The organism is Sphingomonas sp. 1185, assembly GCF_040544655.1.
Taxonomy (GTDB): domain Bacteria; phylum Pseudomonadota; class Alphaproteobacteria; order Sphingomonadales; family Sphingomonadaceae; genus Sphingomonas.
Genome location: NZ_JBEPKL010000020.1, coordinates 7,741 through 34,427, shown reverse-complemented (window position 1 = coordinate 34,427; position 26,687 = coordinate 7,741). Strand labels below are relative to the sequence as shown.

Here is a 26,687-nt window from a genome sequence, read left to right as displayed (position 1 = left end):
GTGGGCCCGGACGACCGTGCTGTCGGTCATGTCGGCGCGGCCATCGCAACTGTCAGGAATTTCGTGTGCGGGCGGGCGGATGAACATTACGCCGCCATGGCCTTGATGAAGCGTTGGCCGAAGATGACGGCGAACTGGGCTTTGGCCATGGTCCACTCACGTGGCGGCATTCTCCACTCTTTCTCCGAGCGGTTCAAGATCAGGTAGAGCAGCTTGGTGGCGGCCTCGTCGCTGGGGAAATGACCTCGGGCGCGCACGGCCCGGCGCAGCTTTGAGTTCAGCGCCTCGATGGCGTTGGTGGTGTAGATGATCCGCCGGACCTCGTCGGGGAGGGCGAAGAACGGGATCACCTCTGCCCAGGCGCGCCGCCAGCTCTGGCCGATGGCGGGGTAGCGGGTGCCCCAGGGACCGGCCTCGAATGCCCCCAGCGCCTGTTCGGCCGCCTCCGCGCTGGGGGCGCGGTAGATCTCCTTCAGTGCCGTCGCGAGCCCCTTGCGGTCCTTCCAGGGTGAGGCGGAAGTGAGAATGATCCGGGGGATCATTCTCCCGCCGAACAAGTCCATGGAATTGCGCGGCAGGTGGACGATGCAGGTTTGAACCACGGCGTCGGGAAACACGGCGGTGATCGCCTCGGGAAAACCTTTCAGCCCGTCGACGACGGCGAGCAGGATGTCCTCGGTGCCGCGGTTCCTCAGCTCGTTCATGACCCTGAGCCAGAACTTGGCGCCCTCGTTCTGCTCGAGCCACAGGCCCAGCACCTCCTTGGCACCATCGGCGCGGACGCCCAGCGCGATGTGGATGGCCTTGTTGCGCACCATGCCTTCATCGCGGATCTTCACCCGCAAGGCGTCGAAGAAGACGAGCGGGTAGACCGGATCCAGCGGCCGCTGCTGCCAGATCGCCACCTCGTCGAGCACGGCGTCGGTCACCGTGCTGATCAGATCCGGCGATACGTCGATGCCATACAGGTCATGCAGGTGCCTCGTGATCTCCCGGGTGCTCATGCCGCGCGCATACATCGACACGATCTTGTCATCGAACCCAGGGAAGCGCCGCTGGTATTTGGCGATCAGCTGCGGGTCGAAACTGCTCTGCCGGTCACGTGGTACGTCAATCGCCAGCTTGCCGGTATCGGTCGTGATCGTCTTGCGGCCGTAGCCGTTGCGCGAGTTGCCGGTGCCCTCGTCTCCGGCCAGATGATGATCCATCTCCGCGTTCAAAGCGCGCTCCGTCAGCGCCTTCTTCAGCGCATCCAGCAGGCCGCCCTGCGCCAGGGCGGTACCAGCATCAGCGCCAGCCAGCAGCTGATCAAGCAGCTCATTCGGTATCGCAGGCTCTTTGCGTCGGGACATACAGGGTCTCCTTCTTTCCCCTTATGCCCGCCCGCACACCAAATTCCTGACACTCCCACCGTCCAGTGCGTCGCCTCGTGGTCTGGCGGCTCCAGTGTCAGCGCTACGACCTTGTCGACCAGTGTGGTTTCGAGCGGTGTGATCCCTCGCGGCCGCGTCTTGTCACGCAGCAGGCCATCCACGCCTTCGGCCATGAATCGCTCCTGCCAGCGCCACACGCAGGTCTTCGACTTGCCCGTCGCCGCCATGATCGCGACCGTCCCCAGACCATCGGCGCTCAGCAGCACAATCCGCGCCCGCCACACATGCTTCTGCGGCGAGCCCCGCGCCGCAACGATCCCCTCAAGCCGTGCCCTGTCCGATGCCGTGACGCTGATCTCGATCCCTCTGCGCTTCACCCATCTTCGCACGCCAACGCGCCGCGCGGAATTACCAGCGGGACTCTTCCGTCCCGATCAATCCACTAGGCGTGTTCAAACGTTCGATATGATAAAGAGGGGTTGAGTGCGACCTGTCACAACTGTGAGTTCGGAAAAGGAAAAGGTGGCTTGTGGATCGTCTGACCAGCATGGCGGTGTTTGTGACCGTGATCGATCGGGGCACTTTCACTGCAGCGGCCGACGTTCATGGGATATCTTCGACCATGGTCGCAAAGCATATCAATATGTTAGAGGCGCGGCTCCACGCGCGATTGTTGCACCGGACGACGCGCCGATTGTCCCCCACCGATGCCGGGAGGCGATTCGCGGAACGTTGTCGCCACGTCCTCGCCGAGGTTGCGGAAGCAGAAGCGGTAGCCGCGGAGGTCGCGGAGACGCCGGTTGGGTTTTTACGTCTTGCAGCACCGGTGGCATTCGGTGCCGCGCGTGTTGCACCGCTAGTTGCGGCGTATCTCGATCGCTATCCGCAGATGCGGGTGGAGCTGGTTCTCAGCAATGATAAGGTCAACCTGATGGAAGAGGGCTTCGATCTCGCCTTTCGCATCGGGGCACTCGAACAGGATTGGCTGATCGCCCGGCCGCTTGCGCCTTATCAGCTGATACTCGCGGCGGCGCCCGCCTATCTAGAGCGTTATGGCTGGCCCTCGACACCGATGGACCTATGTTCTCACCGGTTGATCGGCTTTCCCCAATGGCAAGCCAATGTGATATGGACGTTATTTGGTCGCGATGGCGTGCATCATGTTCCGTTGCCGCCCTCCAGGCTCTGTATCGATCATGGTGGGGCGCTACGCGAGGCGGCGGTGGCGGGCTTCGGCATCATCATGCAATCCCGCGTGACATTGGACGCCGATCTGGCCGCTGGGCGGCTTTGCCGTGTCCTGCCGGACTATGCCCCGGAGGCGCGGCCATTGACGATGGTTCATTTGCCGGACCGCCGGATGACGGCCGGACTGCGGGCCTTCATCGATATGGCCGTCCTAGCCTTGCGCGAAGAGCCGGTATCGGAGCGAGCATGATGACGGCATGATGGAAGGGTTAGGCCGGAAGTAAGGTGATCGGGCTATGCATGGCCTCGCAGCGCGGCGGTTTGGCTGCGATAAAGGGCATGCATGGCCTACCCGGCGTCATTTTGTGACCGTTGCAACCAAGATGGAGTTTCCATCGGGCGATAAAGAATACGGATTAGAGTATGCGCCGTACGTCGTCCGCCCCATGGCCCGCGACGAAGGAGTCAGCATCACGCCGTTTCTGTGGAATAGATCTGAATTAATTTCCCCGTCAGGATTTCCTAAAGACAGGTTAAAACACCCGGTGGGCACATGATGGCGCTCGCAGCGTGGGCTGCCCACATAAGATTTTGTATTATTGAGATAATATCTGTTACGCTTTAGCCAAAAGTGTATCAAAGTGCAACCGGCGTCTTTACTTGTTGAGATTATTCCAGAAGTTGCTTTGATTGTTGGAGAAATTTCCCTGGGAGAATTGCCGACAGGTGAAATTGGTAAACGGAAATTTAACAGATCGACGGGCGCCACAACTTTAGGGGCACAGGCATTTTGCTCCACCCATGCATTCTCGACCGCTGCCCCACCCCCTTTCGGGGGCTCGCATCCTTGGGGTTTCATATCGCCAACAATAGTTTTGCGCCACATGCGCGATGCAATTCGCCGCTCCTCTGGTCCAGTCGCATTGGTGTAGATTGCCGTCGTCTTGATGTCGGCGTGCCCTAGCCAGCGCTGAACAAGTGTAAGCGGGACGCTCGCCTGAACCGCGCGCACGCCAAATCCATGGCGTAATCCCTTGGGGGAGGCATGGCGACCGCGAATATTGGCGGCCGTCATGACATCGCGAATGCGACGATATCCCGTCATGCGCGACCATGGCCAAAGACGTTCGCCATTATTCTTCTCTTTCTTAATCCATCTTCCAATCAAGTTTAGGAATAGGGGTGGCAAAGGAATCGACCGAAATACCGTCTTTCCCCGTTTTTTCAGACACCGGATGACAACGTGTCTTGATGAAAAGTCAATGCTGTTAGTTGTCATAGATAATGCTTCGGATATACGGCAGCCGGTATAAGAAATCATCATGCAAAACATTTGAACAGATGCGGGAAAATTTTTGGAATGAGAAATTACCAAATCAATTTCGTTGGGGTTTAGGTATTTTCGCTGTCCGTCATGGTTAAAGATCATGGTATTCATCGAGAGTTCTCCCATAAAATATGATTCGCCTCTTATTTTTATAAAAAAATATTGTGCAACGTATCGCTGCGGAACAGCTGATACACTTTTGGCTAAAGCGTAACCGGAGCGGTGACTTGACAGGCGTGTTTCCGGGGGGGTGCGGGTGATGATGCAGATGGGGCGCGGCATTTTGATGCGGGCGGGGGAGCGGCCGTTCGTTCCAGGGTTGGCTCATCGCCCCGTTGATGCCGTGGGGGTGCGTTTATCCCTGAGCATCTGCAATTACGCCCATATCGGCCGCGCTTATGGATCGGTGGTCGCGGATATGGTCGTGGAGGAAATCCGGGGCCGGTTGGTCGATGTGTTGCCGACGGGCGGTCTGGTCCGGGCGGCTGGTCCGGAGACATTGTTCGTCACTATGTCTGATGAGGGCTGCGGGGTGGGCGGAGTCGTCGCGGAGTTCCTGCCGCGCTGGGTTGCGTCGTTCTGCTCGGCGACGTTGGTGCGGCCTGTCTCTACCGAGGCTGGAGCGCTATGTGTCTGGCTGTCCGGTGAAGGGGCGCTGGGAAGTGATGAAGGGGAGCGGATATTCCCCTTCTGTGGCCCGCCGATCGGAAGTGAACCGGATGCAGCGGCGCTCTATCGCGCCGACATGGCGTTGGCCGCCGAGGTGCTGCCTTTGCTCCTTGCGCCGCAGGCGGGACCTGCGCCGAAGGGCGACAGGTCTCTGGTCCTGTACTGGCAACCTGTGGTGGGGGCTCAAGGCGGGGTTCTGTATCATGAGGCATTGAGCCGTCCGTGCGGCCCCGATGGTGCGGTGCAGTCGCCCGAGCCCTTGCTGCTGGCGCTCGAGCGCTTGGGGTTTGCGTGCCTGCTCGACCGGCATGTCGTCTCGGCGGTGATCGACGAACTGGAGGCGGCGCCCGGCGTGGTGCTGGCGGCCAATGTCTCGGCGCAGAGCCTGTCTTGTACGTATATGTGGAGCGAGGTGCTCGAGCGGCTGGAACGGCGGCCCGATGTGGCGCGGCGGCTGGTCTGGGAGATCACCGAGACCGCGCTCGTTGCCGACATGAACCGCGCGGTGGCGTTCGTCGCGAGGGTCCGGGCGCTGGGGTGTCGCATCGCGGTCGACGATTTCGGGGTGGGCTTCACGTCGATCCGGCAGTTGATCATCTTTTCGCCCGACATCATCAAGATCGATCGGTTGTTCCTCGACCGGGCGGTGCTGGGCCCGCGTGACGCGGCGATCTTTCGCCAACTGGTCGAACTGGCCCGCTCCTTCGGTGCAGAGGTGGTGGCCGAGGGTATCGAGACCCGCGCCCAGGCCGAGATCGTCGAGGCGGCGGGGGCGGTGTGGCAGCAGGGTTATCTCCACGCCATGCCCTCGCTGACCCGGCTGTGGCGTCAGGGCTGGACCGCCCTGTCCGATGCGGCGGGCGCGGTGCGCTGATGCGGCGGTTCCGCGCTGCCGTGAAACCCTGCGTGCTTTCCTCTTTCGTCAGCTTACGTCCCGTCGACCGGCGGGCTTCGTTCCCCGAGGTTTCCGTGTACCTGCCCAATACCCATTTTTTCCGTCTCCGACTGCGCTCCTCCCGATTTTCGATCCGGGGCCTGGGCGGTGCGACGACCTTGCCGCTGGGGCTGATGCTGGCATCACCGGCGGGGGCGCAGGCCGTGCCGCCGCAGGTCGTGCCGCCGACGCTCGACCCAAACCGGGTGCAGGACAATGTTTCGCGCCCATCTGAGCCGGTGCCCTCAACCCCGCCGGTGATCCAGGTATCGCCGCAGCAGGCCGCGCCGGAAGCGGCGGCGGCCACCCGCTTCGTGTGGAAGGACGTGCGCATTGAGGGGGCCACGGTAATCCCCGTCGCGCGGCTGATGCGCGAATGGAAGCATGCGCCGGGCGAAGAGGTCAGCGTCGAGGACGTGTTCCGCTTCGCCAATGCCGTGACGCGGCTCTATGCGAAGAAGGGTTATGCCATTTCGTTCGGGGTGGTGCCCGAGCAGCAGATCAAGGACGGTGTCGTCACGCTGCGCGTCGTCGAGGGCTTTGTCAGCCGAATCGACTTTACCGGCGCGAAACTGCCCAGCGGCCTGCTGGGACGCGGGCCCGTCGCCGATATCGCCGAGCGCATCCGCCAGTCGCGGCCCCTGCGCAATGCCGATCTCGAACGTTACCTGCTGCTCATCAACGACGTGCCCGGCGTAACCGCACGTGCGACCCTGTCACCGGCACCCGATGTGGTGGGGGGCTCGATCCTGACCATCGACATCGCGCGGAAGCGGCGTTCGATGGATGTCGGCTATAATAGCTTCATGCCGCGCACGCTCGGCACCCATGTCGTGGGCGGGACGGTCGAGGGCAACGCGCTGCTCACCGGAGGAGACCGGCTGCGACTGGGGGCTTATCAGAGCATCACCAGCAATGCATACTGGAGCCTGTCGGGCGACTATGTCTCGATCCTCGACCAGGACGGTTTGAGCCTGGCGGTGTCGGGCAACTACTCGCACACCCGCCCGACCACGCCGTTGCTGCGCCTGCTCGGCTATCAGGGCGGTGCGACGACCGGGCGGGTCAGCCTGAGCTATCCTTTCATCCGGTCGCGAACCGAAAATCTCGCGATCGAGGTGGGGGGCGCCATCGCCAATACCGACTCCGAACTGCTGGGGCGTACCGAGATGCGCGACCGGCTGCGTTCGGTGGTGACGGCGCTGACCTATGATGTGACCGATGCGCATCTGGCGGCCAATTCGCTGCGGCTGGGGTTGGAGCAGGGCATCAAGAAGCTCGACGCGCGCGCCAATAGCAGGGCGAACGGGCGGCTCGACTATCTGCTGCTGACTATGGAGGTGCAGCGGCTCCAGCCCATCGCGCGGGTGGCGGGCGGCCAGGTGTCGATGCTCATGTCCGGGCAAGGTCAGGCGGCGGCAAAGGGGCCGCTCTACAGTTCGGCGGAATGCAGCTTTGGCGGACGCCGCTTCGGGCGGAGGTTCGACGCGGGCGCGTTGGTCGGGGATCATTGCCTGCTCTCCAGCGTCGAATTGCGCTGGAGCGCACCCGCCAACATCGGCGACATACCGGTGGGCGTGCAGGCTTACGGTTTTGCCGATGCTGGAAAGGTCTGGCAGCAGGGAAGGCTTTTGCCCGGTGAGCGCCGCCAGGCCTCAGCCGCGTCGGCGGGGCTGGGGCTTCGGCTCAGCCTGACCGATCATATCAGCGGGGGCATCGAGGCGAGCCGCATCATCAGGACACCGAACGGCAGCCAGCGCGAGCATGGCGGGCGGCTGCTCGGCAGTGTTTCCTTCCGGTTTTGACCGCCCGCGGCCGCGTCGGGAGTCCGGCCGCGGGCCGTGTGGGCCAATCGATTTTCAGGATGTAGTGGGATGATGAACAGGGGCAAGCGCTGGTACGGGGGCACGAGCGGGATTGCGATGACGGTCGCGGCGGGGGCGTTGCTGCACGCCGCACCGGCCTTCGCACAAGTTTCGGGCGGTCGGGTCGTCGCCGGTCAGGCGACGATCAGCGGGCAGGGCACGTCGCAGACGACGATCACCCAGACCAGCGACCGCGCCATCGTCAACTGGGATCGCTTCTCGCTCCGCGAAGGCGACATGGCGGTGTTTCAGCAGCCAGACGCCAGGTCGATCACCGTCAACCGGGTGACGGGCGGCGACCCATCGTCCATTTTGGGATCGATCCAGGCCAATGGTCAGGTGGTGCTTATCAACCGCAACGGCGTGCTGTTCGGCAAGGGCTCCAAGGTCGACACCGCCGGGCTGATCGTCTCGACGCATGACATCGACGCGCAAGGATTCATGCGCGGCGACTCGCTGCTGCGCTTCAACGACGGCGGCAACAACCAGGCGGAGATCGTGGTCGAGGGGCGGATCACCATCCGCGATGCCGGCATGGCGGCGTTCGTCGCGCCGCATGTCCGCAACTCCGGGCTCATCACGGCCGATATGGGCCGGGTGTCGCTGGCGGCGGGCAAGGGGTTCGGCATCGACCTGTACGGCGACGGACTGGTCCGCTTCGCCACGTCGGACGCGATCACCAGCACGCTGAAGGATGCCAAGGGCAAGCCGATCAAGGCGCTGGTCGAGAATAACGGCACCATCGCGGCGCAGGGCGGCAAGATCCTGCTGACCGCGACGGCGGCACGCGAGGTGGTCAATGCCTCGGTCAACGTGGCGGGGATCGTGCGCGCGGATTCCGTCTCTTCGCAGGGCGGGGTCATCACCCTGTCCGGCCCAGGCGGGATTGGGACCGAGACGGGATCGGTAATCTCGGTGGCAGGCGCCTCCGGCGGCAGCGTGACCATTACCGGCGGCAGCGTCGGCTTGGGTGGGTTGATCGACGCGTCCTCGACCGGGATCAAGCAGACCGGCGGCACAGTTGCCGTCAAGTCCGACGGATTGTTGTCACTGGGCAGCACGACGCTGGCGAGCAGTTTGCTCGGTTCAGGCGGTACCGTGACCTATCAAGCCGGGCGGTTGTTCGAGAATAATGGCGGACGCACCAACGTTTCCGGCCTGATCGATGGCGGCACGATCCGCTCGCTGATCAGTGGTATGGCAATGAGCTCAGGCCGCTATTTCGCTGATGGCGTTTACGGTCTGGGTGGCCGGATCGACATGACCGCAATGGACCTGCGCCTATTGAGCGCCACGGTCGCGGCGACCGGGCGGGGCGGCGGTGGCCTGGTTCGCCTGGGCGGGCCGTTTCAAGGTGGGAAGACGCCGGATAAGACCCAGTCCTATTATAATAGCTTCCTTGACCGCTGGGGCGATCTGCCGACGCTCGCAACCGCAGGCCATGCCTTCGTCAATGACGGCACGCTGGTCGACATCGCGTCGTCCAAGGGGCAGGGTGGCGCGGCCGTCATTTGGTCGGATGCGCGGACCACCTTCCTGGGCAGTGTCGACGCACGCGGCAGCGGCGCGAAGGGCAGCGGCGGTGCGGTCGAAATCTCCTCAGGCAAAGACCTTCGCCGCGCCGATCTCGGGCATGTTTTGGTCGGCGGCGGCCACCTGCTGCTTGATCCGAAGAACATCATCATCGGCGACCTGAAATCGGTTCAGTCCTGGGCCTATCAGGGTATCATCGGCAAGGCCTATGCCAGCGCCAATGTTAATGCGGTGACTTTAACGGCTAACGAACAGTTCGGCTATGGCGTAGCGTTGAACGCGACGGGTGATCGTCTAGCCGTTGGTGCGATTGGAGCAGATGGAGAAACCGGTGGTGTCCAAGATAGCGGCGCCGTCTATCTTTTTACATTTACGGATGGAAATTTTGGCGGTGGTTCGCTCGCTTCGATAATCGGAAAAAACTACTTCGGTGGGAAAAACATCGATGTCACAAATATTAGATCAGGAGATTGGTTTGGCTATTCCGTTGCGCTGAATGCGGCGGGAGATCGACTGGCTGTCGGCGCCGTCCTAGATAGCGGCTATAGCAAAAATGCATCCAATAGCGGTGCAGTGTATCTGTTCAGCTTTACCGATACGATGTTCAGCGGTGGATCGCTCCAAGCGATCATCGGGAAAGGCTATGATAGCAACACTGGCGCAAAGAACATAGCCGTTAGTACCACTTGGTTTGGCGGTTCGGTGTCTTTGAACGCAACTGGAGATAAGCTGGCAGTCGGCAGCCATGGCGATAGTGGCTTCAAAGGTGACACCGGTTCCGCTGGCGCCGTACGGCTGTTTAGTTTCACAGACTATAACTTTAGCGGTGGCAAACTTGAAGCCACGATAGGCAAGGACTATGACAGCAGCACTGGTAGTAAAAACTACAATGTAAGCAGGCTTGCCGTCGCTACCTATTTTGGCAAGGGCGTGGCTCTGAACGCCGCCGGGGATAAGCTTGCCGTTGGCGCCCTTGGTGATAAGGGCGCTTCTGGAAATGTTGATAGCGTCGGTGCCGTTTATCTTTTTAGCTTTGACAGCGGTTCGGCATTTTCGGGTGTAACCCAGCGTGCGATATTGGGTAAAGGATATTCGGGCGCTAACGACATCAATCTATCAGGACTTGAATCCCGGGATGTCTTTGGGTCATCGGTATCTTTGAATGCAGCCGGGGATCGGTTGGCGGTCGGCGCTACTGGTGACGGTGGTTACGCCAATGGTGGCGGGACTAATGCCGGTGCCGTGTATCTATTCGGATTTTCCTCCAATACCAATTTCGCTGGCGGCCAGCAACAAGCCGTTCTGGGTAAGGGTTATACCTCTGCCAGCGGTGCCAAGAATGTTGACGTCGGTGCGCTTGACGGCGGTGATCTATTTGGCGTTTCGGTATCGCTGAATGCGCTGGGGAATCGATTAGCCGTCGGCGCGAGCGGTGACGGCGGTGCCGGTAACAGGCTTAGCGGTAGCGGCGCGGTGCGCCTGTTTTCCTTTGCTGACACGAACTTCACCGGCGGTGTGCTCGTGGGGACGATGGGTAGCGGCTATACCGGCAGCCGGAATGTTGATGTATCGACCATTGGAGTTGATTATCATTTTGGCTCTTCGGTTAGCCTGAACGCCAATGGTGATCGTCTGGCCGTGGGCGCGTCGGGCGATTTTACCGTGAATCGTAACGATTCAAACAATGGAGCCGTTTATCTCTTCTCGTTCATCGGCGGTGATTTCTCTGGAGGGGCCCTTCAGGGGATTATTGGTCAAGGGTATACCGGTGGGAAGAATTTCAACGTCAGCGCGCTGCAGGGGGGTGACCTATTCGGGTCAGCCGTTGCGCTCAATGCGGCGGGAGATCGCCTTGCCGTTGGGGCTTGGCTCGATGATGGGTATCAGAATGCCACTGTAGATAGTGGCGCCGTCTACCTCTTCGCTTTCAATGACACCAACTTCTCTGGCGCTCAGCTAAGGGCGACGGTCGGCAAGGGTTATGATGTCAACGTGGACGCGTTGGTGCCCGGTGACAGGTTCGGGACTTCGGTTTCGCTAAATGGTGCGGGCAATTTGCTTGCTGTCGGTGCGCAACAAGACGGAGGAAGCAGTAGGTCGGGTCAGTACGGCTCAGTCTACCTGCTCAATTTCAGTGATAATAATTTCTCTAATGGTGCGCTGATTGCTGCTGTTGGGCGTGGAAAGTCAGGCAGCAAAGACTACAATATAAATTCACTAAATGATAAGGATCACTTTGGTTCTGCCGTATCATTAAGCGGCGATGGCAAACTGCTGGCCGTCGGGGCTAATAATACGGCATCCGGTACCGGTTCCGTGTATTTGATGAGTTTTGACAACTCTAACAGTTCCGATCCTTATAAAAATCCGGCGATGGTTGCTACTATTGGGAAGGGCTATAGCGGATCTAGCGATCTCAATCTCGACGCGCTGAGCGCGGGCGATAGATTTGGCAGTGCAGTAGCGTTGAATGCATATGGCTATGCACTTGCAGTTGGCGCGCCTGGTGATAAAAACTCAGGGGCAGCATACCTTTTTAACCTTATCTCCACAAACGGCAACGTTTCAGGTGTCGTCAAGAGAGGGATTATCGGCAAAGGTTATACTGGCGCTAAAGATGTCAATTTGGGCATTCTAGATTCGAATGATCAATTTGGCTCTGGCGTTTCGCTAAATAAGTACGCCGACCGTTTGGTGGTTGGCGCATGGCTAGATAGTGGCGCTGGTAACAATTCTCTCTACAGCGGCGCAGCGTATCTGTTTGGTTTCAGCGATACGTCCTTCACCGGCGGTACGCTCCTTGGTACGATAGGCAAGGGCTATATCGGCGATGGTGGGCGTAACGTCGATGTCTCGCGGCTGTCGGCCGGGGATGCGTTCGGCACGTCCGTTGCGCTGAACGGGGACGCCACACGGATGGCGATCGGTGCGCCTGGGGACGCGGGCTTTGACGGGACGGCGGCCAAGGCCGGAGCCGTGTACCTCTTTACCTTCAATGACGGCAATTTTAACGGCGGGACACTCGCCGGTATCGTCGGCAAGGGGTATTTCGGCGGCAAGAATGTCAATGTCGGGACGTTGGTCGCTGGTGATCTGTTCGGGCAATCGGTTGCGCTCAACGGGGCTGGCGACCGCCTGGCCGTGGGGGCGGTCGGCGATTACGGCGTAAACCGCGCAACGGGCGCCTATACAGGGGCCGTCTATTTATTCGCCTTTTCCGATGGCAACTTCTCGGGCGGCGTACAGCATGCGGTGTTGGGTAAAGGTTTTACGGGCGGCAAGAATTATGATGTCTCTCGACTGAGTGCGGGGGACGCATTTGGCCATTCCGTATCCTTTGACAGCACAGGAAAGTTACTCGCAGTAGGAGCCCATCTGGATTCGGGTGCTTCGAAGAATGTGAGAGGTGCCGGTGCCGTTTACCTGTTCAGCTTTGCCGATTTGACATTTAGCGGTGCGACCCTGGAATCGGTGATTGGCAAGGGATATGCGCCGACGAGCGGGACGGCCAAATATCGCGACGTCAGCACGCTGGAGGTCGATGATTATTTCGGTGTTTCCGTATCTTTGAACGCGGCCGGCGATAAGCTGGCAGTCGGAACTTTCGGGGATGATGGCTACGGTAATAGCGCGGGGGATTCCGGCGCTGTTTATATATTCAGCTTTGACAATACGCGGTCCGATGCCCCGTTTAGCGGGGGGCAGCAGTCGGTCATCATAGGAAAGGGCTATGATAGCAGCAGCGGAAGCAAGAATGTAAATATCAGTTCGCTTCAATCACGCGATGGTTTCGGCATATCGGTATCGCTGAATATCATGGGTGATCGCCTTGCTGTTGGCGCATGGGACCACGCCGGCCCCAGTAGTAACGCGACTACAACGGGTGGCGGCGCGGTCTATCTGATCGGCTTTTCGGATAGCAATCTTAACGGCGGCTCCCTCTTGGGCGTTGCCGGTAAAGGCTATACCGGCGGCAAGAATATCGACGTTGGCGCTTTGGAAACGAATGACGGTTTTGGTCGTTCCGTTGCCCTTGCTGCGAACGGCGCGCGTCTTGTCGTGGGCGCAAGCCGGGACGCCGGATATGGTAACACCACCGCAAATAGCGGCGCGGCGTATCTGTTCAGCTTTGCCGATACCAGCTTTGCCGGCGGCAAGCTGATGGGCACTGCCGGTAAGGGCTATACCGGCGGCAAGAATGTCGATGTCACCCGCTTGGATTATGCAGATCGGTTCGGTGCATCGGTTGCGTTGAATGCACGGGGCGATCGCCTGGCCGTGGGAGCCCTTTACGATGGGAATGCGGCGTCCAGTGCGACGGCTGTGGGTGCCGTCTATCTATTCAGCTTCACCGACACCAATTTTACCGGCGGCGCTTTGCAGGCGGTTCTGGGGAGCGGATATAGCGGCGGCAAGAACGTTAACGTCGGATCGCTGGGCAAGGTTCGCGGCTTTGGCGCGTCGGTTGCCCTGAGCGCGGATGCCACGACGCTGGCCGTTGGTGCGACGAGCGATGGCGGAGTGAATGACGATACGCGCAATAGCGGTTCGGTCTATCTGTTCGGCTTCACCGATACGAACTTCAGCGGCGGAGCCCAGTCGGGCAAGCTGGGCAAGGGGTATGGCAGTGCCGATGGCTCCGCCAGCGTCAATGTCAGTGGGTTGCAGGCATCCGATCTCTTCGGCAGCTCCGTGTCCTTGAACGCGGCTGGCACGCGCCTGGCCGTTGGTGCTCCGGGTGATCAAAGCGGCACAGGGGCCGTTTATCTGTTCAATCTCGCCGTCGCTGGCACGTCCCCCGTCGCGTTGGGTAAGAGCAAGTCGCTGAGTGTTGGGTTGCCAGCCAGCAGCAATTTCGGAAGTGCCGTTTCTCTGAACGCGATCGGCGATCGGCTTGCGGTCGGTGCGGTAAATGATCAGGGTTCTTCGGGGAGCGGATCGGCAACTGGCGCCGTCTATCTGTTCGGTCTGTCGATGGATGGCTCGGGTAATTATACGGCTGGTAGCAACCTGGCGACTATCGGTGCCGGGTATACTGGAAGCGGGAAGGTTAATGTCAGCCTGAGCGCAGGCGATAATTTTGGCTCCGCTGTGTCGCTTAACGCACTTGGCAATCGGCTGGCCATAGGTGCCTCAGGTGACGATGGTGCCGCTCGTTCATCGGCCAGTAACGACTATGGTGCCGCCTATATCTTCGACTTTACCGACACCAATTATGGCAGCGTCGCGCAGCAGAGTGTGTTGGGCAAGGGCTATAGCGGTGGCAAGAATGTCGATGTCGCTGCGCTCGACCCAATGGATCATTTCGGTTCGGGGATCTCGCTCAACGCGGCTGGCGACCTGCTGGCGGTAGGGAGCATAACGGATGCAGGTGCTTCCAACCTCCTGCCGCAAAGTGGCGCGGTGTATCTGTTCAGCGCGACGTCCCATAATGCGATGACGCAAAGCTATGGTTTCGAGCCGGCGAACCTTGTCACGCTGAAAGCGGCCGATATCGCGTCGCAACTCGCGGCGGGTACGGCGATCACGCTGCAGGCGTCGAACGACATCACGGTGAACAGCGCGATCACAGTTTCCGGATCGCCGTCCAACGTCGGAGGCCTGACGCTTCAGGCCGGCCGTTCGGTGCTGATCAACGCTAATATCACGACCCAGGGCGGCGCGGTGACGCTGATCGGCAACGATATGCTGGCCAATGGCGTGGTCGATGCGCAGCGGGATTCGGGCGCGGCTGCGATCACCATGGCGTCGGGCATTGCGATCAATGCGGGGGCCGGGGCGGTGGTGGCGCAGTTGCGCGCCGGAACGGGCAAGACGAACCTGCTGAGCGGCGACATCACCCTGACCTCGATCACGGGCGGGACGATCAGTGCCGTCAATTCTGGGACGACCAGCGGCAGCGGGATCGTGCTGGCAAGTGGCGCAAGCCTGACGGCAAGCGGTACGGGCAACGCCATCGTTCTGGCAGGGCAGAAATTCACCAATAATTCCGGTTCGTCCGCCCTTGCGGCGGCCAACGGCAATTGGCAGGTCTGGTCAATCAATCCCGCCAACGACACGGTCGGTGGGCTGGTTTTCGATTTCAAGCAATATGCCGCGAGCTACGGCTCGAGTGCGGTCCTGGGCTCAGGCAGCGGGCTTTTCTATACGCTGGCCCCGACGCTCGGTGCGACGCTGGGCGCGAGCAGCAAGACCTATGACGGCACGACGACGGCGACCGTCAACGGCCTGGCCGCCACGGGCATGCTGACGGGAGACACGGTTACGCTGGCGGCGACCAGTGCGAGCTATGACTTGAAAACCGCGGGCACAGGCAAGACGGTGACGGCCAGCGGCCTTAGCATCGCCAGCGCCACTTCGAATGGCAAACGTGTTTATGGCTATGCGCTGACGTCGAGTTCGGTCGCGAACACCGCCAGCATTATCAACGCCAAGGCCCTGTCGGTGACGGGTGTCGGCGTCACCAGCAAAGTCTATGACGGAGGGACGACCGCGACACTGACAGGTGCCACTCTTTCCGGATTAGTGTCGGGCGATACCGTTAATCTGAGCGGCGGTACGGGAGTTTTCAATGACAAGAATGCCGGGTCGGGCAAGGCCGTCATCGTGTCCGGCTATACGATTTCGGGTACGGACGCCGGCAACTATACGTTGGCGCAGCCGAGTGGGCTGACCGGTACGATCACGGCCAAGGCCTTGTCGATCGGCGCGCCGAGCATTGCATCCAAGGCCTATGACGGGACAACGGCGGCAGGTACGCTGACCATTGGCAGCCTGTCAGGCCTCGTTGGTAGCGAGACGCTAGGGGTGTCGGGCACGGCGGCGGCACTGACGGGCAAGAATGTCGGCAGCTACACGACGACCGTCGCCTATACGCTGGCGGACGGCAGCAATGGCGGCTTGGCATCCAACTACACGCTGGCATCGATCACTGGCGTATCAGCAGCCGTCATTGCCAAATCGCTGACGATCGGCGCGCCGAACATCGCGTCCAGGGCCTATGATGGGACAACATCCGCTGGCACCTTGACCATTGGCAGCCTGTCGGGCCTCGTCGGCAGCGAGACGCTGGGCGTGTCGGGCACGGCGGCGGCGCTGACGGGCAAGAATGTCGGCAACTACATGACGACCGTCGCCTATGCCCTGGCGGATGGCAGTAATGGTGGCTTGGCATCCAATTACACGCTGACGTCGACAAATGGTGTGTCGGCGGCGATCACGGCCAAGGCGCTGTCGATCAGCGGCACCAGCATCTCCGCCAAGACCTATGATGGGCTGACAAGTGCCGGTGGGGTCAATGTCGGCACCGTGTCGGGGCTGATCGGCAGCGAGACGCTGGGCGTGACCGGCACGGCTGGTGCGCTGTCGAGCAAGAATGTCGGCAGCTACACGACGGCCGTCGCCTATACGCTGGCCAATGGCAGCAATGGTGGGCTGGCCTCCAACTATTCGCTCGGCTCGACCGGGGGACTTTCCGCCGAGATCACGCCAGCCGCATTGACGTTGTCGGGCAGCTTTGCCGCCAGTGACCGCGTTTATGATACCACGACTTTGGCCTCCATCGCGACGAATGGCCTGTCGATGACGGGTGTCGTCGCCGGTGATACCGTGTCGTTTAAGGCGAGCGGCGCCACGGGTCATTTCGCTAACAAGAATGTCGGTGCCAACAAGACGGTAACGCTGAGCGCGTCGGGCGTGCTGACCGGCGCGGATGCAGGCAATTATGTGTTGGCGGCAGGGACGCCGACCGCAACGGCGACGATCACCCCGGCTTCGTTGACCGTAGGAGGTAGCTTCACGGCCAGCGACCGTAGCTATGATGCGACGACAGTGGCCGCGGTGACGACGAACAGTCTGACGGTGTCCGGCGTCCTGGGCAGTGACGCGGTTTCCCTGAAGACGAGCAACGCAACGGGCAATTTCGCGAACAAGAATGTCGGCACCAACAAGACGGTAACCTTGAGCGCGTCGGGCGTGCTGACCGGTGCGGATGCAGGCAATTATGTATTGGCATCAGGCGCGCCGACCGCAACGGCGACGATCACGCCTGCTTCGCTGACCTTGGGCGGCAGCTTCACGGCCAGCGACCGTAGCTATGATGCGACGGCAGTGGCCGCGGTGACGACGAACAGTCTGACGGTGTCCGGCGTCCTGGGCAGTGACTCGGTTTCCCTGAAGACGAGCAACGCAACGGGCAGCTTCGCCAACAAGAATGTCGGCGCCAACAAGACGGTAAGTCTGAGTGCCACGGGTGTCCTGACCGGCGCGGATATAGGCAATTATGTGTTGGCATCAGGCGCGCCGACCGCAACGGCCACGATCACACCCGCTTCGCTCGTCATCACAGGTGTCAGTGCCGCGAACAAGATTTACGATGGCACGACTGCCGCAGATCTGAGCGGTGGAACGATCACGGTATTCGGTGGCGATGCGGTTACGCTGTCGACGGCAAATGCGGTCGGGACCTTCGCCAACAAGAATGTGGGAACGGGCAAGGCGGTAACGGCGTCAGGCTATGCGATCTCGGGCACGGATGCGGGCAACTATGCGCTGGTCCAGCCCACCGGCCTGACGGCCGATATCACCGCGCGGACCTTGAACCTTTCAGGTAGCTTTACCGCACAGAACAAGGTCTATGACGCAACGACGACGGCGTCGATCAATACCAGTGGTCTCAGCCTCTCCAACGCCGTGGCCGGGGATGATGTGCAGCTGAGCCTGACCGGTGCCACCGGCAGCTTCGCGAATAAGAATGTCGGTAATGGCAAGGTCGTTACGCTGAGTACGGCAGGATCGCTGACGGGCGCGGATGCCGGAAACTACACCTTCACCGCGTCGGCGCCGACCACGACCGCGAACATCACGCCGGCCAGCCTTATGGTCACCGGGGTTTCGGTCGTGGACAAGGTCTATGATGCCGCCACGACGGCGACTTTGACCGGCGGGGCGGTGAGTCCACTGGGCAGTGATGTCGTGACGTTGGTGACGACCGGGGTCACGAGCAACTTCGCTGACAAGAATGCCGGTTCGGGCAAGGCTGTCACCGTGTCGGGCTATACGATTTCGGGTACGGACGCCGGCAACTACACGTTGACGCAACCGAGCGGGCTGACCGGCACGATCACGGCCAAGTCGCTGACGATCGGTGCTCCGAGCATCGCATTCAAGGCTTATGACGGGACAACGGCCGCAGGTACGCTGACCATTGGCAGCTTGTCGGGTTTGGTGGGCAGCGAGACGCTGGGCGTGTCGGGCACGGCGGCGGCGCTGACGGGCAAGAATGTCGGCAACTACACGACGATGGTTTCCTATACGCTGGCGGATGGCAGCAACGGTGGGCTTGCCTCCAACTACGCGCTGGCATCGACCACTGGCGTATCGGGGGCCATCGTAGCCAAATCGCTGACGATCGGCGCGCCGAGCATCGCGTCCAAGGCTTATGACGGGACAGCGGCGGCAGGTACGCTGACCCTTGGTGGCCTGTCGGGTCTGGTGGGCAGCGAAACGCTGGGCGTGTCGGGCACGGCGGCAGCGCTGACGGGCAAGAATGTCGGCAGCTACACGACGACCGTCGCCTATGCCCTGGCGGATGGCAGCAATGGCGGCTTGGCGTCGAACTACACGCTGACGTCGACAAGTGGTGTGTCGGCGGCGATCACGGCCAAAGCGCTGTCGATCAGCGGCACCAGCATCTCCGCCAAGATCTATGACGGGACGACAAGTGCCGGTGGGGTCAATGTCGGCACCGTGTCGGGGCTGATCGGCAGCGAGACGCTGGACATGACCGGCACCGGGGTGGCGCTGTCGAGCAAGAATGTCGGCAGCTACACGACGGCCGTCGCCTATAGGCTGGCCAATGGCAGCAATGGTGGGCTTGCCTCCAACTATACACTGTCTGCGACAAGCGGCGTTTCCGCGATCATCACCGCCAAGGCGTTGGCCGTGACCGGCGTTACGGTGACGAGCAAGGTGTATGATGGCACGGCGGCTGCGACGCTGAGCGCAGGCTCACTGTCTGGCTTGGTGTCGGGTGATACGGTCGTTCTAACGGACGGTCGAGGCCTGTTCGCGGATAAGAATGTCGGCGCCGGCAAGACGGTGACGGCTTCGGGCTATGGCCTGTCGGGCACCGATGCTGGCAATTATACGCTGCTTCAGCCTAGTGGCCTGACTGGCACGATCACGTCCCGTGCCTTGGGTGTGTCGGGAAGCTTCACGGCACAGAACAAGGTTTATGATGCGGGCACTGCGGCGATAATCGACGTCAGTGGCTTGGGGCTGTCCAATGCGGTGGCCGGTGACGATGTCCATTTGAACCTGAGCGGGGCGACCGGTAGTTTTTCGAACAAGAATGTCGGCGTTGCCAAGACCGTGACGCTCAGCACGGCGGGCGCGCTGACGGGGGCCGACGCTGGCAATTACAGTTTCACGGCTTCGGCTCCGACGACGACGGCTACCATCACGCCAGCCTCGCTGATCGTTGCCGGCGTGAGCGTATCCGGCAAGGTCTATGACGCCTCGACGATCGCTTACCTGACGGGTGGATCGGTGAACCCCTTGGCCAGCGACGTGGTGACCTTGGTCACGACCGGGGCGAGCGGGGCCTTTGCGAACAAGAATGTCGGGACCGGCAAGGCGGTGACGGCCTCGGGCTATATCATCTCGGGGAGCGATGCGGGCAATTACACGCTGGTTCAGCCGAGTGGGCTGACGGCGGATATCACCCAGGCCAGTCTGGCGATCTCGGGCGTGACCGCAGCCAGTAAGGTTTATGACGCGACCAGGACCGCGGGTCTCTCGGGCGGCCGGGTGACCGCATTGGGCAGCGATGTCGTGACGCTGGTAAAAACGGGGGCGTCCGGCGAGTTCGCGGACAAGAATGTTGGGACTGGCAAGGCGGTGACGGCCTCGGGCTACACCATCTCGGGGACCGATGCGGGCAATTACGCACTTGTTCAGCCGGTTGGACTGACAGCGGATGTTACGCGTGCCAACTTGTCTGTCACCGGTGTAACAGCGGCAGGCAAGGTCTACGATGCCACGACCGCGGCGGTCCTGTCGGGTGGATCGGTAACCGCCCTGGGCAGCGATGTGGTCACGCTGTCGACGAGCGGCGCGGTAGGACGTTTCGCAAGCAAGAATGTCGGGACCGGCAAAACGGTGACGGCCTCCGGCTACACCATTTCGGGGACGGATGCAGGCAATTATGCGCTCATCCAGCCGACCGGCGTGACGGCCGACATTACCGCGCGTATGCTGGGCATATCGGGCAGTTTCACTGCGCGGGACAAGGTCTATGATGCGACGACCACGGCATCGATCGACACCAGTGGTTTGGGCCTGTCCAACGTCGTTGCGGGAGACGATGTCGGGCTGAACCTGGCAGGGGCAAGCGGCCGCTTCGCCGACAAGAATGTCGGGACGGGCAAGCTCGTGACCCTCAGCACGGCGGGCTCGCTGACCGGTGCGGATGCGGGCAATTACAGCTTTGCGGCTTCGGCCCCTACGACGACGGCCAGCATCACGCCTGCCACGTTGAACGTCGCCGGCGTAAGTGCGCTCGGCAAGGTTTATGATGCTTCGACGATTGCCAGCCTGACGGGCGGATCGGTGCGGCCGCTCGGCAGCGACGCGGTGACGCTGGTCACCACTGGCGCCGTTGGTGCGTTCGCGGATAAGAATGTCGGCACGGGCAAGTCCGTGCTCGCCTCCGGTTACACCATCTCGGGTACGGACGCGGGGAACTATACGCTTGCTCAGCCGACCGGACTGACGGCGGATATCACGCGCGCGAACCTTTTCGTCGTGGGTGTGACGGTTGCGAACAAGATCTATGACGCCACTACGGCTGCGGCCCTGTCCGGGGGAGGGGTGACCGCGTTCGGTAGCGACGTGGTCACGCTGTCGAAGGCCGGCGCGGTAGGAGCCTTTGCGGACAAGAATGTCGGGACGGGCAAGACCGTAACGGCATCGGGTTATGCCATTTCGGGGACGGACGCAGGCAATTACACGCTGGTTCAGCCGACTGCACTGACCGCGAACATCACGCAGGCCAGCCTGCTGGTCACAGGCGTTACCGTTGCGAACAAAGTCTATGATGCCGGTACATCGGCCACGTTGTCCGGCGGCGCGGTCGCGGCGCTGAGCGGCGATGTCGTGTCGTTAGTCACGACTAGCTCGACCGGCAGCTTTGCGAGCAAGAATGTCGGAACCGGCAAGGCGGTGACCGCATCCGGCTACACCATTTCAGGAACCGATGCGGGCAACTATACGCTGGTCCAGCCGACGGGGCTGACGGCGAATATCACCCAAGCCGTCCTGGCCGTGACGGGCGTGACCACCCAGAACAAGGTCTACGATTCAACGACGACGGCGGCACTGTCGGGCGGCATGGTAACCGCACTGGGCCATGACGTCGTCCTATTATCCACGAACGGTGCCTCGGGTGCATTCGCGGATAAGAATGTCGGGACGGCCAAGGCGGTGACGGCGTCGGGATATGCGATCTCCGGCACGGATGCAGGCAACTACGCTCTGGTTCAGCCGACGGGTCTGACAGCGGATATCACCCAGGCCGCCCTGGCCGTGACGGGCGTTGCCGCCCAGAACAAGGTCTATGATGCGACTACGACGGCGGCACTGTCCGGCGGCGCAGTGACGCCGTTGGGCCAGGACGTCGTGATCTTGTCGACCTTGGGCGCAGTGGGACACTTCGACGATAAGAATGTCGGGTCCGGCAAACGGGTGAGCGTATCGGGCTTTTCGATTTCGGGCGCGGATGCTGGCAATTATCTGCTGGTCCAGCCGACCGGATTGATGGCGAACATCACTCCGGCGACCCTGTCGGTCGTGGGTGTGCGTGCGGCAAACAAGACGTATGATGCCAACACCCTGGCGAGCCTTAGCGGTGGGGCGGTGACGGCATTCGTTGGCGACGCCGTGACGTTGGTGACGATTGGGGCCAGCGGTAACTTTAGGGACAAGAATGTCGGTACGGGCAAGACCGTGCTTGTTTCGGGCTATGCCCTGTCGGGCACCGATGCTGGCAATTACCTCCTGGCGCAGCCGACCGGGCTGACGGCGGACATCAGTCGGGCGACGCTGGTCGCGAGGGGCGTGACGGCACAGAGCAAGGTCTATGACGCCGGTGCCGATGCGGCGCTGATCGGCGGCGTGGTGAGCGCATTGCCCGGCGATGTCGTGACCCTCCTGACGGGCAGTGCAACCGGACGCTTCGCGGACAAGAATGTTGGTTCTGGCAAGGTGGTGACGGCGTCCGGCTATGCCCTATCGGGCGCCGATGCTGGTAATTACATATTGGTCCAGCCAACCGGATTGCGCGCGTCGATCACCCCTGCGTCCCTTACGCTCGCAGGTAGTTTTACAGCGCGAAACAAGGTTTATGACACGACGACCCTGGCGCAGGTTGATGTCGGCGGTCTGTCGATCGCGGGTGTCCTCTCCGGTGATACGGTCGGATTGAACCTGAACGGCGCGACGGGGTCTTTTGCCGACAAGAATGTCGGCACGGCCAAGATCGTCACGCTCAGTACGGCGGGCTCGCTGATCGGTCTGGACGCTAGCAATTACGTTATCGTCTCGGCCATGCCGACGACGATGGCCGATATCAGCCGGGCCAACCTGGCGGTGACTGGTGTGACCGCGATCGGCAAGGTGTATGATGCGACAACCGTCGCCACGCTGGCAGGCGGCGTGGTGCGGCCATTGGGTAGTGACGTGGTGACGCTGTCGACGGCGGGAGCGGTCGGTCGCTTTGTGGACCGGAACGCTGGCACCGCCAAGGCGGTGATGGCATCGGGCTATGCCATCTCTGGCACGGACGCTGGCAACTATACCCTGATCCAGCCGACCGGGCTTAGTGCGGATATTACGCGGGCCAGCCTGACGGTGCAGGGCGTAAGTGCGCTGAGCAAGGTCTATGATGCGACCGTCGATGCGACCTTATCGGGTGGCACGGTATCGGCTTTGGGTGCAGATGCGGTAACCCTGTCGAAGAGCGGAGCTTCCGGGCGCTTCGCCGACAAGAATGCCGGGGTCGGAAAAGCCGTGACGGCGTCGGGCTACGTCATTTCGGGGGCGGACGCGGGCAATTACCTGCTCGTGCAGCCAACTGGATTAAGCGCGTCGATCACACCCGCTTCCCTGACGCTGGCGGGCAGCTTCACCGCTCGAAACAAGGTCTATGACGCAACCGTCGCTGCACAGGTCGATGTCAGCGGGCTGTCGCTTGCGGGGGTGATGGCGGGCGATACGGTCGGGTTGGACCTGCGCGGGGCGAACGGGGTCTTTGCGGACAAGAATGTCGGCAACGCCAAGCGTGTGATGCTTGACGCCATGGGCGCGCTGACAGGGATGGATGCGGGCAATTATCGACTTGTCTCGAACGCTCTGACCGCGACGGCGGACATCACCCCGGCTAATCTCGCGGTGTCGGGCGCGATGGCGCTCGACAAGACCTATGATGCGACGACGGTCGCCACCCTCCGGGGCGGCACGGTAAGCGCCTTGAGCGGCGATGTGGTCACGCTGTCGGCGGCAGGAGCCAGCGGGCGTTTCGCCGACAAGAATGTCGGCACCGCCAAGATGGTGACCGCGTCGGGCTATGCCATCTCGGGCGCGGATGCCCGCAATTATACTCTGATCCAGCCTACTGGGCTGACGGCGACGATAACGCGCGCAACGCTGGTGGTGGATGGAATGATGATTCAGAACCGAAGCTATGACGCGGGTACCGGTGCGACCTTTGCAGGGGGCGAGGTGCGGCCTTTGGCCCAAGATGCGGTCCAACTCGATGCGAAGAACGCCCAGGCACGGTTTGCGACCAAGAATGTCGGTAACGGCAAGGCCGTCAGTGTCAGTGGTCTGACCCTGATCGGTGCGGATGCCGGTAATTATGCGCTAGTCCAGCCAACCGGGCTGACCGCCGATATCACGCCGGCGCAGCTCTTCGTCACCGGTGCCCGCGCCGCCGACAAGGTTTATGATGCGACCACTCTGGCGGCTATTTCGGGGGGCGGCGTGACCGCCTTTGCAGGCGATAGCGTGACTCTCGACACGGAGGGCGTGAGGGGGGCTTTTGCCAACCGGATGGCAGGCGTGGGTAAGACCGTGACGGTCTCGGGCTATACGCTTGGTGGGGCCGATGCGGGGAATTACAGCGTCGTTCAGCCGATCGGGCTGACCGCCACGATCACCCCGGCGCAGTTGAGCGTGAAGGGCGTCACGGTCGCAAACAAGGTCTATGACGGCAATGTTGCGGCCTCGACCTCGGGCGGGTTCGTCACGGCGCTTGCGCCTGATACCGTTGCCCTGGTCACCACTGGTGCAGTCGCCCGGTTCGAAGATCGCAATGTCGGCACGGGTAAGATCGTAATTGCCTCGGGCTATACGCTAGGAGGCGCCGATGCTGGGAATTACACCATCGTCCAGCCGACTGGGCTGACTGCCGATATCACCCGTCTGGCAAGCGTCCTCTGGACCGGGAAGGGTGACGGTAAGAGCTGGTTCGATCCGGCCAACTGGGCGGGGAGAGCCATCCCTGATGGGGCTAACGTCGCTGACGTTGTCCTTCCGGCCAGCACGGCGATAAACTTCGACGGGGTCGGGCGCGTGTCGATTGACCGGCTGCTTACCACCCCGGATGCGGACGCCGTTCCCAGCAGCACGGATACCGCGCTGACCCTGCTCAAGGGCAATCTGGTCGTCGCCCAGAATTTGAGCATCGATACGCTGATCCAGCGTGGTGGAGCGCTGACCGGGGCGGGCAATGTGAAGGTCCTCGACGCGTTCACTCAGACGGGTGGTTCGATCGCGATGACGGGCGACGTGGTAATTCACCAGGGCGCGGCCGATCTTAAAACGTTGTCGATTTCGGGACGCGATGTGACGCTCGTCGGTGATCAGGCGGTGCGTGTCGGCGGGACCAAGGCTTTACGTGATTTGACAATCATAGCGGGGGGCGACGCTGTCCTGCGTGGGCCAACCAGCGTTGGACGCAACCTGTCGGTGACGGCGGGCAAGAGCGGCACGGGCCGCATCCTGCAGGATCAGTATGTCACGGTCACGGGTAATGCCGTGTTGAATGCGGTCGGCGATATCACGTTGACCAATAGCGGAAATCATTTCGGCGGCACGGTGTCGTGCACGTCCGGGGCCGGAAAGATTTCCGGCTCCTGCACGGCGGGCGGTTCGATCGATCAGGCAAGGGTTGCGGCGGATAACCTCGCTGCACGCGCGGCGGCGATCAGTTCCGCTTCTGGCGGTGGATTGGGGGCAGCGTCCATTGGGGCTGGCAACCTGTTCACGGGTGGCCCCGCAACCGTGGGCGGCCTTCTGCCTGGCGCCCCGGCCTTCAAGGCGATGGCGGGGACTCCGGTTTCTACCGGTGCGACTGGCGTCGCAGCTCTTCTTCGGGGTGAGCCGGCCGACGCTACGATCGCGGGCGGCGCGGGCAGCATGCTGACCGATACGGTCATGACGTCCAAGGCCGATACAACCTATGTCACCGCGCGCTTCGGCGATCAGGACGCCAAGGCAGTCTATCGCCAGGTGGTGCCGCAGACGAATCTGGGGAACGCGGTCTATTATGTCGGCAACTAAGCACCGGGCGATGTCCGGTGCCGGTTGGGAAAAGGTGATGGCGGCGGCTCTGATCGCCTCCGCCGCGATCCCGGCCGCCGCCGATGCCAGCCCATCCCCTCCGGCGGCGCCCGCCGCCATTCATGGCGCATGGTCGGTGCAATGTCCGAGCGCTGCGGGCCGGGTCGACTATTGCCAGGTGGCGCAGCGCGTCGAAGATAGCGCCCGCGCCGGGCGACCGATCCTGCAGGTCTCGCTGAGCTGTAGTGATGGACAAGAGCGTTGTGCCATCCAATTGGCCCTGCCGCCCAGCCTGGTAAGAGGGCAGGGGGCCTTGCTCCAACTCGGCGCGACCACGCCACTGGAACTACCGGTGATCGACTGCGACGCGGTGCGCTGCCTTGTCGGAGCGGTACTGCCGCTCAGCCTGGGGCGGGAGATGGTTCGTGCATCAGGCATCCATTTTCGTTTTCGCGACAGCATAGCGGGCTCGCAGGACATTCCGATTGCTCGCCAAGGCTTTGCTGCCGCTTTCGCCGACATGCTCGGCCGTAACTCCGCGATCCTGGCCGGTGGTCAGGCAGCCCTCAACAAAGGAAGGAAAGACACGATGATTCCGCTATTGGCCGCCACTGCTCTGGCGTCGGCAGCGTCCACCGCGACGCCCCCGCAAGCGGCGGTACCCGCGCAGTCAGCGCCCGCCAGCCAACCTGAGCGCTATGGAGATTGGTCGGTTCTATGCGTTGAGCGCGCGGAATTGCCCCCGTGTGAAGTGGTGCAAGGCGTGCAGCGGAAGGACGGTGACACCCAGCAGCTGCGCTTCTCGTTCGCTTATGCCGGGCAGGGCGACCGCTATGGTGTCCAGTTTCAGGTGCCGTTGGGCGTGTTGGTCCAGACCGCGCCGCTGATCCGGCTGGACGAGAAGACCGACATACCGGGCTTTCGCATCACCCGTTGCGAGGCGGATGGGTGCTTCATCGACCGGGTGATGACCCGCGTCGAAATCGAGCCTTTTTTCAAGGCGACCAAGGGGCTGATTGCGGTCGCCGATCGTTCGGGCAAGCCGGTTGTCCTGCCGCTGTCGCTCAACGGCTTCTCTCAGGCGATGCAGGTGATGACCGTACGCAACCAAGCCTGGGCGAAGGCGCGTCCGGCTCAGCCAGCCGCCACGTCGACCACCCCTCGTTAAAGGCGAGAAA

7 protein-coding genes and 1 pseudogene are annotated in these 26,687 nt (G+C 61.8%); 5 read left to right on the top strand and 3 right to left on the bottom strand.

Annotated features, from left to right (window positions below; translation table 11 throughout):
• Positions 1–86: 86 nt before the first annotated feature.
• Together ABIC44_RS13500 and ABIC44_RS13495 are read right to left on the bottom strand one after the other, a co-directional pair.
• The gene (locus ABIC44_RS13500) at positions 87–1,352 is read right to left on the bottom strand and encodes an IS256 family transposase (protein WP_354296015.1); all 1,266 of its coding nucleotides are present in this window, start codon (positions 1,350–1,352) and stop codon (positions 87–89) included.
• 56 nt (positions 1,353–1,408) lie between these two features.
• Positions 1,409–1,750: pseudogene (locus ABIC44_RS13495) on the bottom strand (helix-turn-helix domain-containing protein); the annotation flags it as partial.
• Positions 1,751–1,902: 152 nt separating this feature from the next.
• Here ABIC44_RS13495 and ABIC44_RS13490 point away from each other — a divergent pair.
• The gene (locus tag ABIC44_RS13490) at positions 1,903–2,811 is read left to right on the top strand and encodes a LysR family transcriptional regulator (protein WP_354296014.1); all 909 of its coding nucleotides are present in this window, start codon (positions 1,903–1,905) and stop codon (positions 2,809–2,811) included.
• 108 nt (positions 2,812–2,919) lie between these two features.
• Here ABIC44_RS13490 and ABIC44_RS13485 read toward each other — a convergent pair whose 3' ends face one another.
• Positions 2,920–3,999: a tyrosine-type recombinase/integrase gene (locus ABIC44_RS13485; protein ID WP_354296012.1), complete on the bottom strand. Its 1,080-nt coding sequence runs from the start codon at positions 3,997–3,999 to the stop codon at positions 2,920–2,922.
• A 238-nt stretch (positions 4,000–4,237) separates the two neighbouring features.
• On the opposite strand from ABIC44_RS13485, the gene ABIC44_RS13480 reads away from it, so the two are divergent.
• From ABIC44_RS13480 to ABIC44_RS13465, 4 genes are all read left to right on the top strand, one after another.
• The gene (locus tag ABIC44_RS13480) at positions 4,238–5,431 is read left to right on the top strand and encodes an EAL domain-containing protein (RefSeq protein ID WP_354296010.1); all 1,194 of its coding nucleotides are present in this window, start codon (positions 4,238–4,240) and stop codon (positions 5,429–5,431) included.
• Between the two features lie 194 nt (positions 5,432–5,625).
• Positions 5,626–7,296 (top strand): ShlB/FhaC/HecB family hemolysin secretion/activation protein, encoded by a 1,671-nt coding sequence (locus tag ABIC44_RS13475; RefSeq protein WP_354296009.1) that lies wholly within the window; start codon positions 5,626–5,628, stop codon positions 7,294–7,296.
• Between the two features lie 117 nt (positions 7,297–7,413).
• Positions 7,414–25,509, top strand: a complete 18,096-nt coding sequence (locus ABIC44_RS13470) for a YDG domain-containing protein (protein WP_354296007.1) — start codon at positions 7,414–7,416, stop codon at positions 25,507–25,509.
• Positions 25,496–26,677, top strand: a complete 1,182-nt coding sequence (locus ABIC44_RS13465; protein ID WP_354296006.1) for an invasion associated locus B family protein — start codon at positions 25,496–25,498, stop codon at positions 26,675–26,677. The genes ABIC44_RS13470 and ABIC44_RS13465 overlap by 14 nt, the downstream gene beginning before the upstream one ends.
• The last annotated feature ends 10 nt before the right edge of the window (positions 26,678–26,687 follow it).

Bases quoted from the DNA above. Each gene is read 5' to 3' on its own strand.
- ABIC44_RS13465 (WP_354296006.1), top strand. From the start codon at position 25,496: ATGTCGGCAACTAAGCACCGGGCGATGTCCGGTGCCGGTTGGGAAAAG.
- ABIC44_RS13485 (WP_354296012.1), bottom strand. From the start codon at position 3,999: ATGAATACCATGATCTTTAACCATGACGGACAGCGAAAATACCTAAAC.
- ABIC44_RS13500 (WP_354296015.1), bottom strand. From the start codon at position 1,352: ATGTCCCGACGCAAAGAGCCTGCGATACCGAATGAGCTGCTTGATCAG.
- ABIC44_RS13475 (WP_354296009.1), top strand. From the start codon at position 5,626: ATGCTGGCATCACCGGCGGGGGCGCAGGCCGTGCCGCCGCAGGTCGTG.
- ABIC44_RS13470 (WP_354296007.1), top strand. From the start codon at position 7,414: ATGACGGTCGCGGCGGGGGCGTTGCTGCACGCCGCACCGGCCTTCGCA.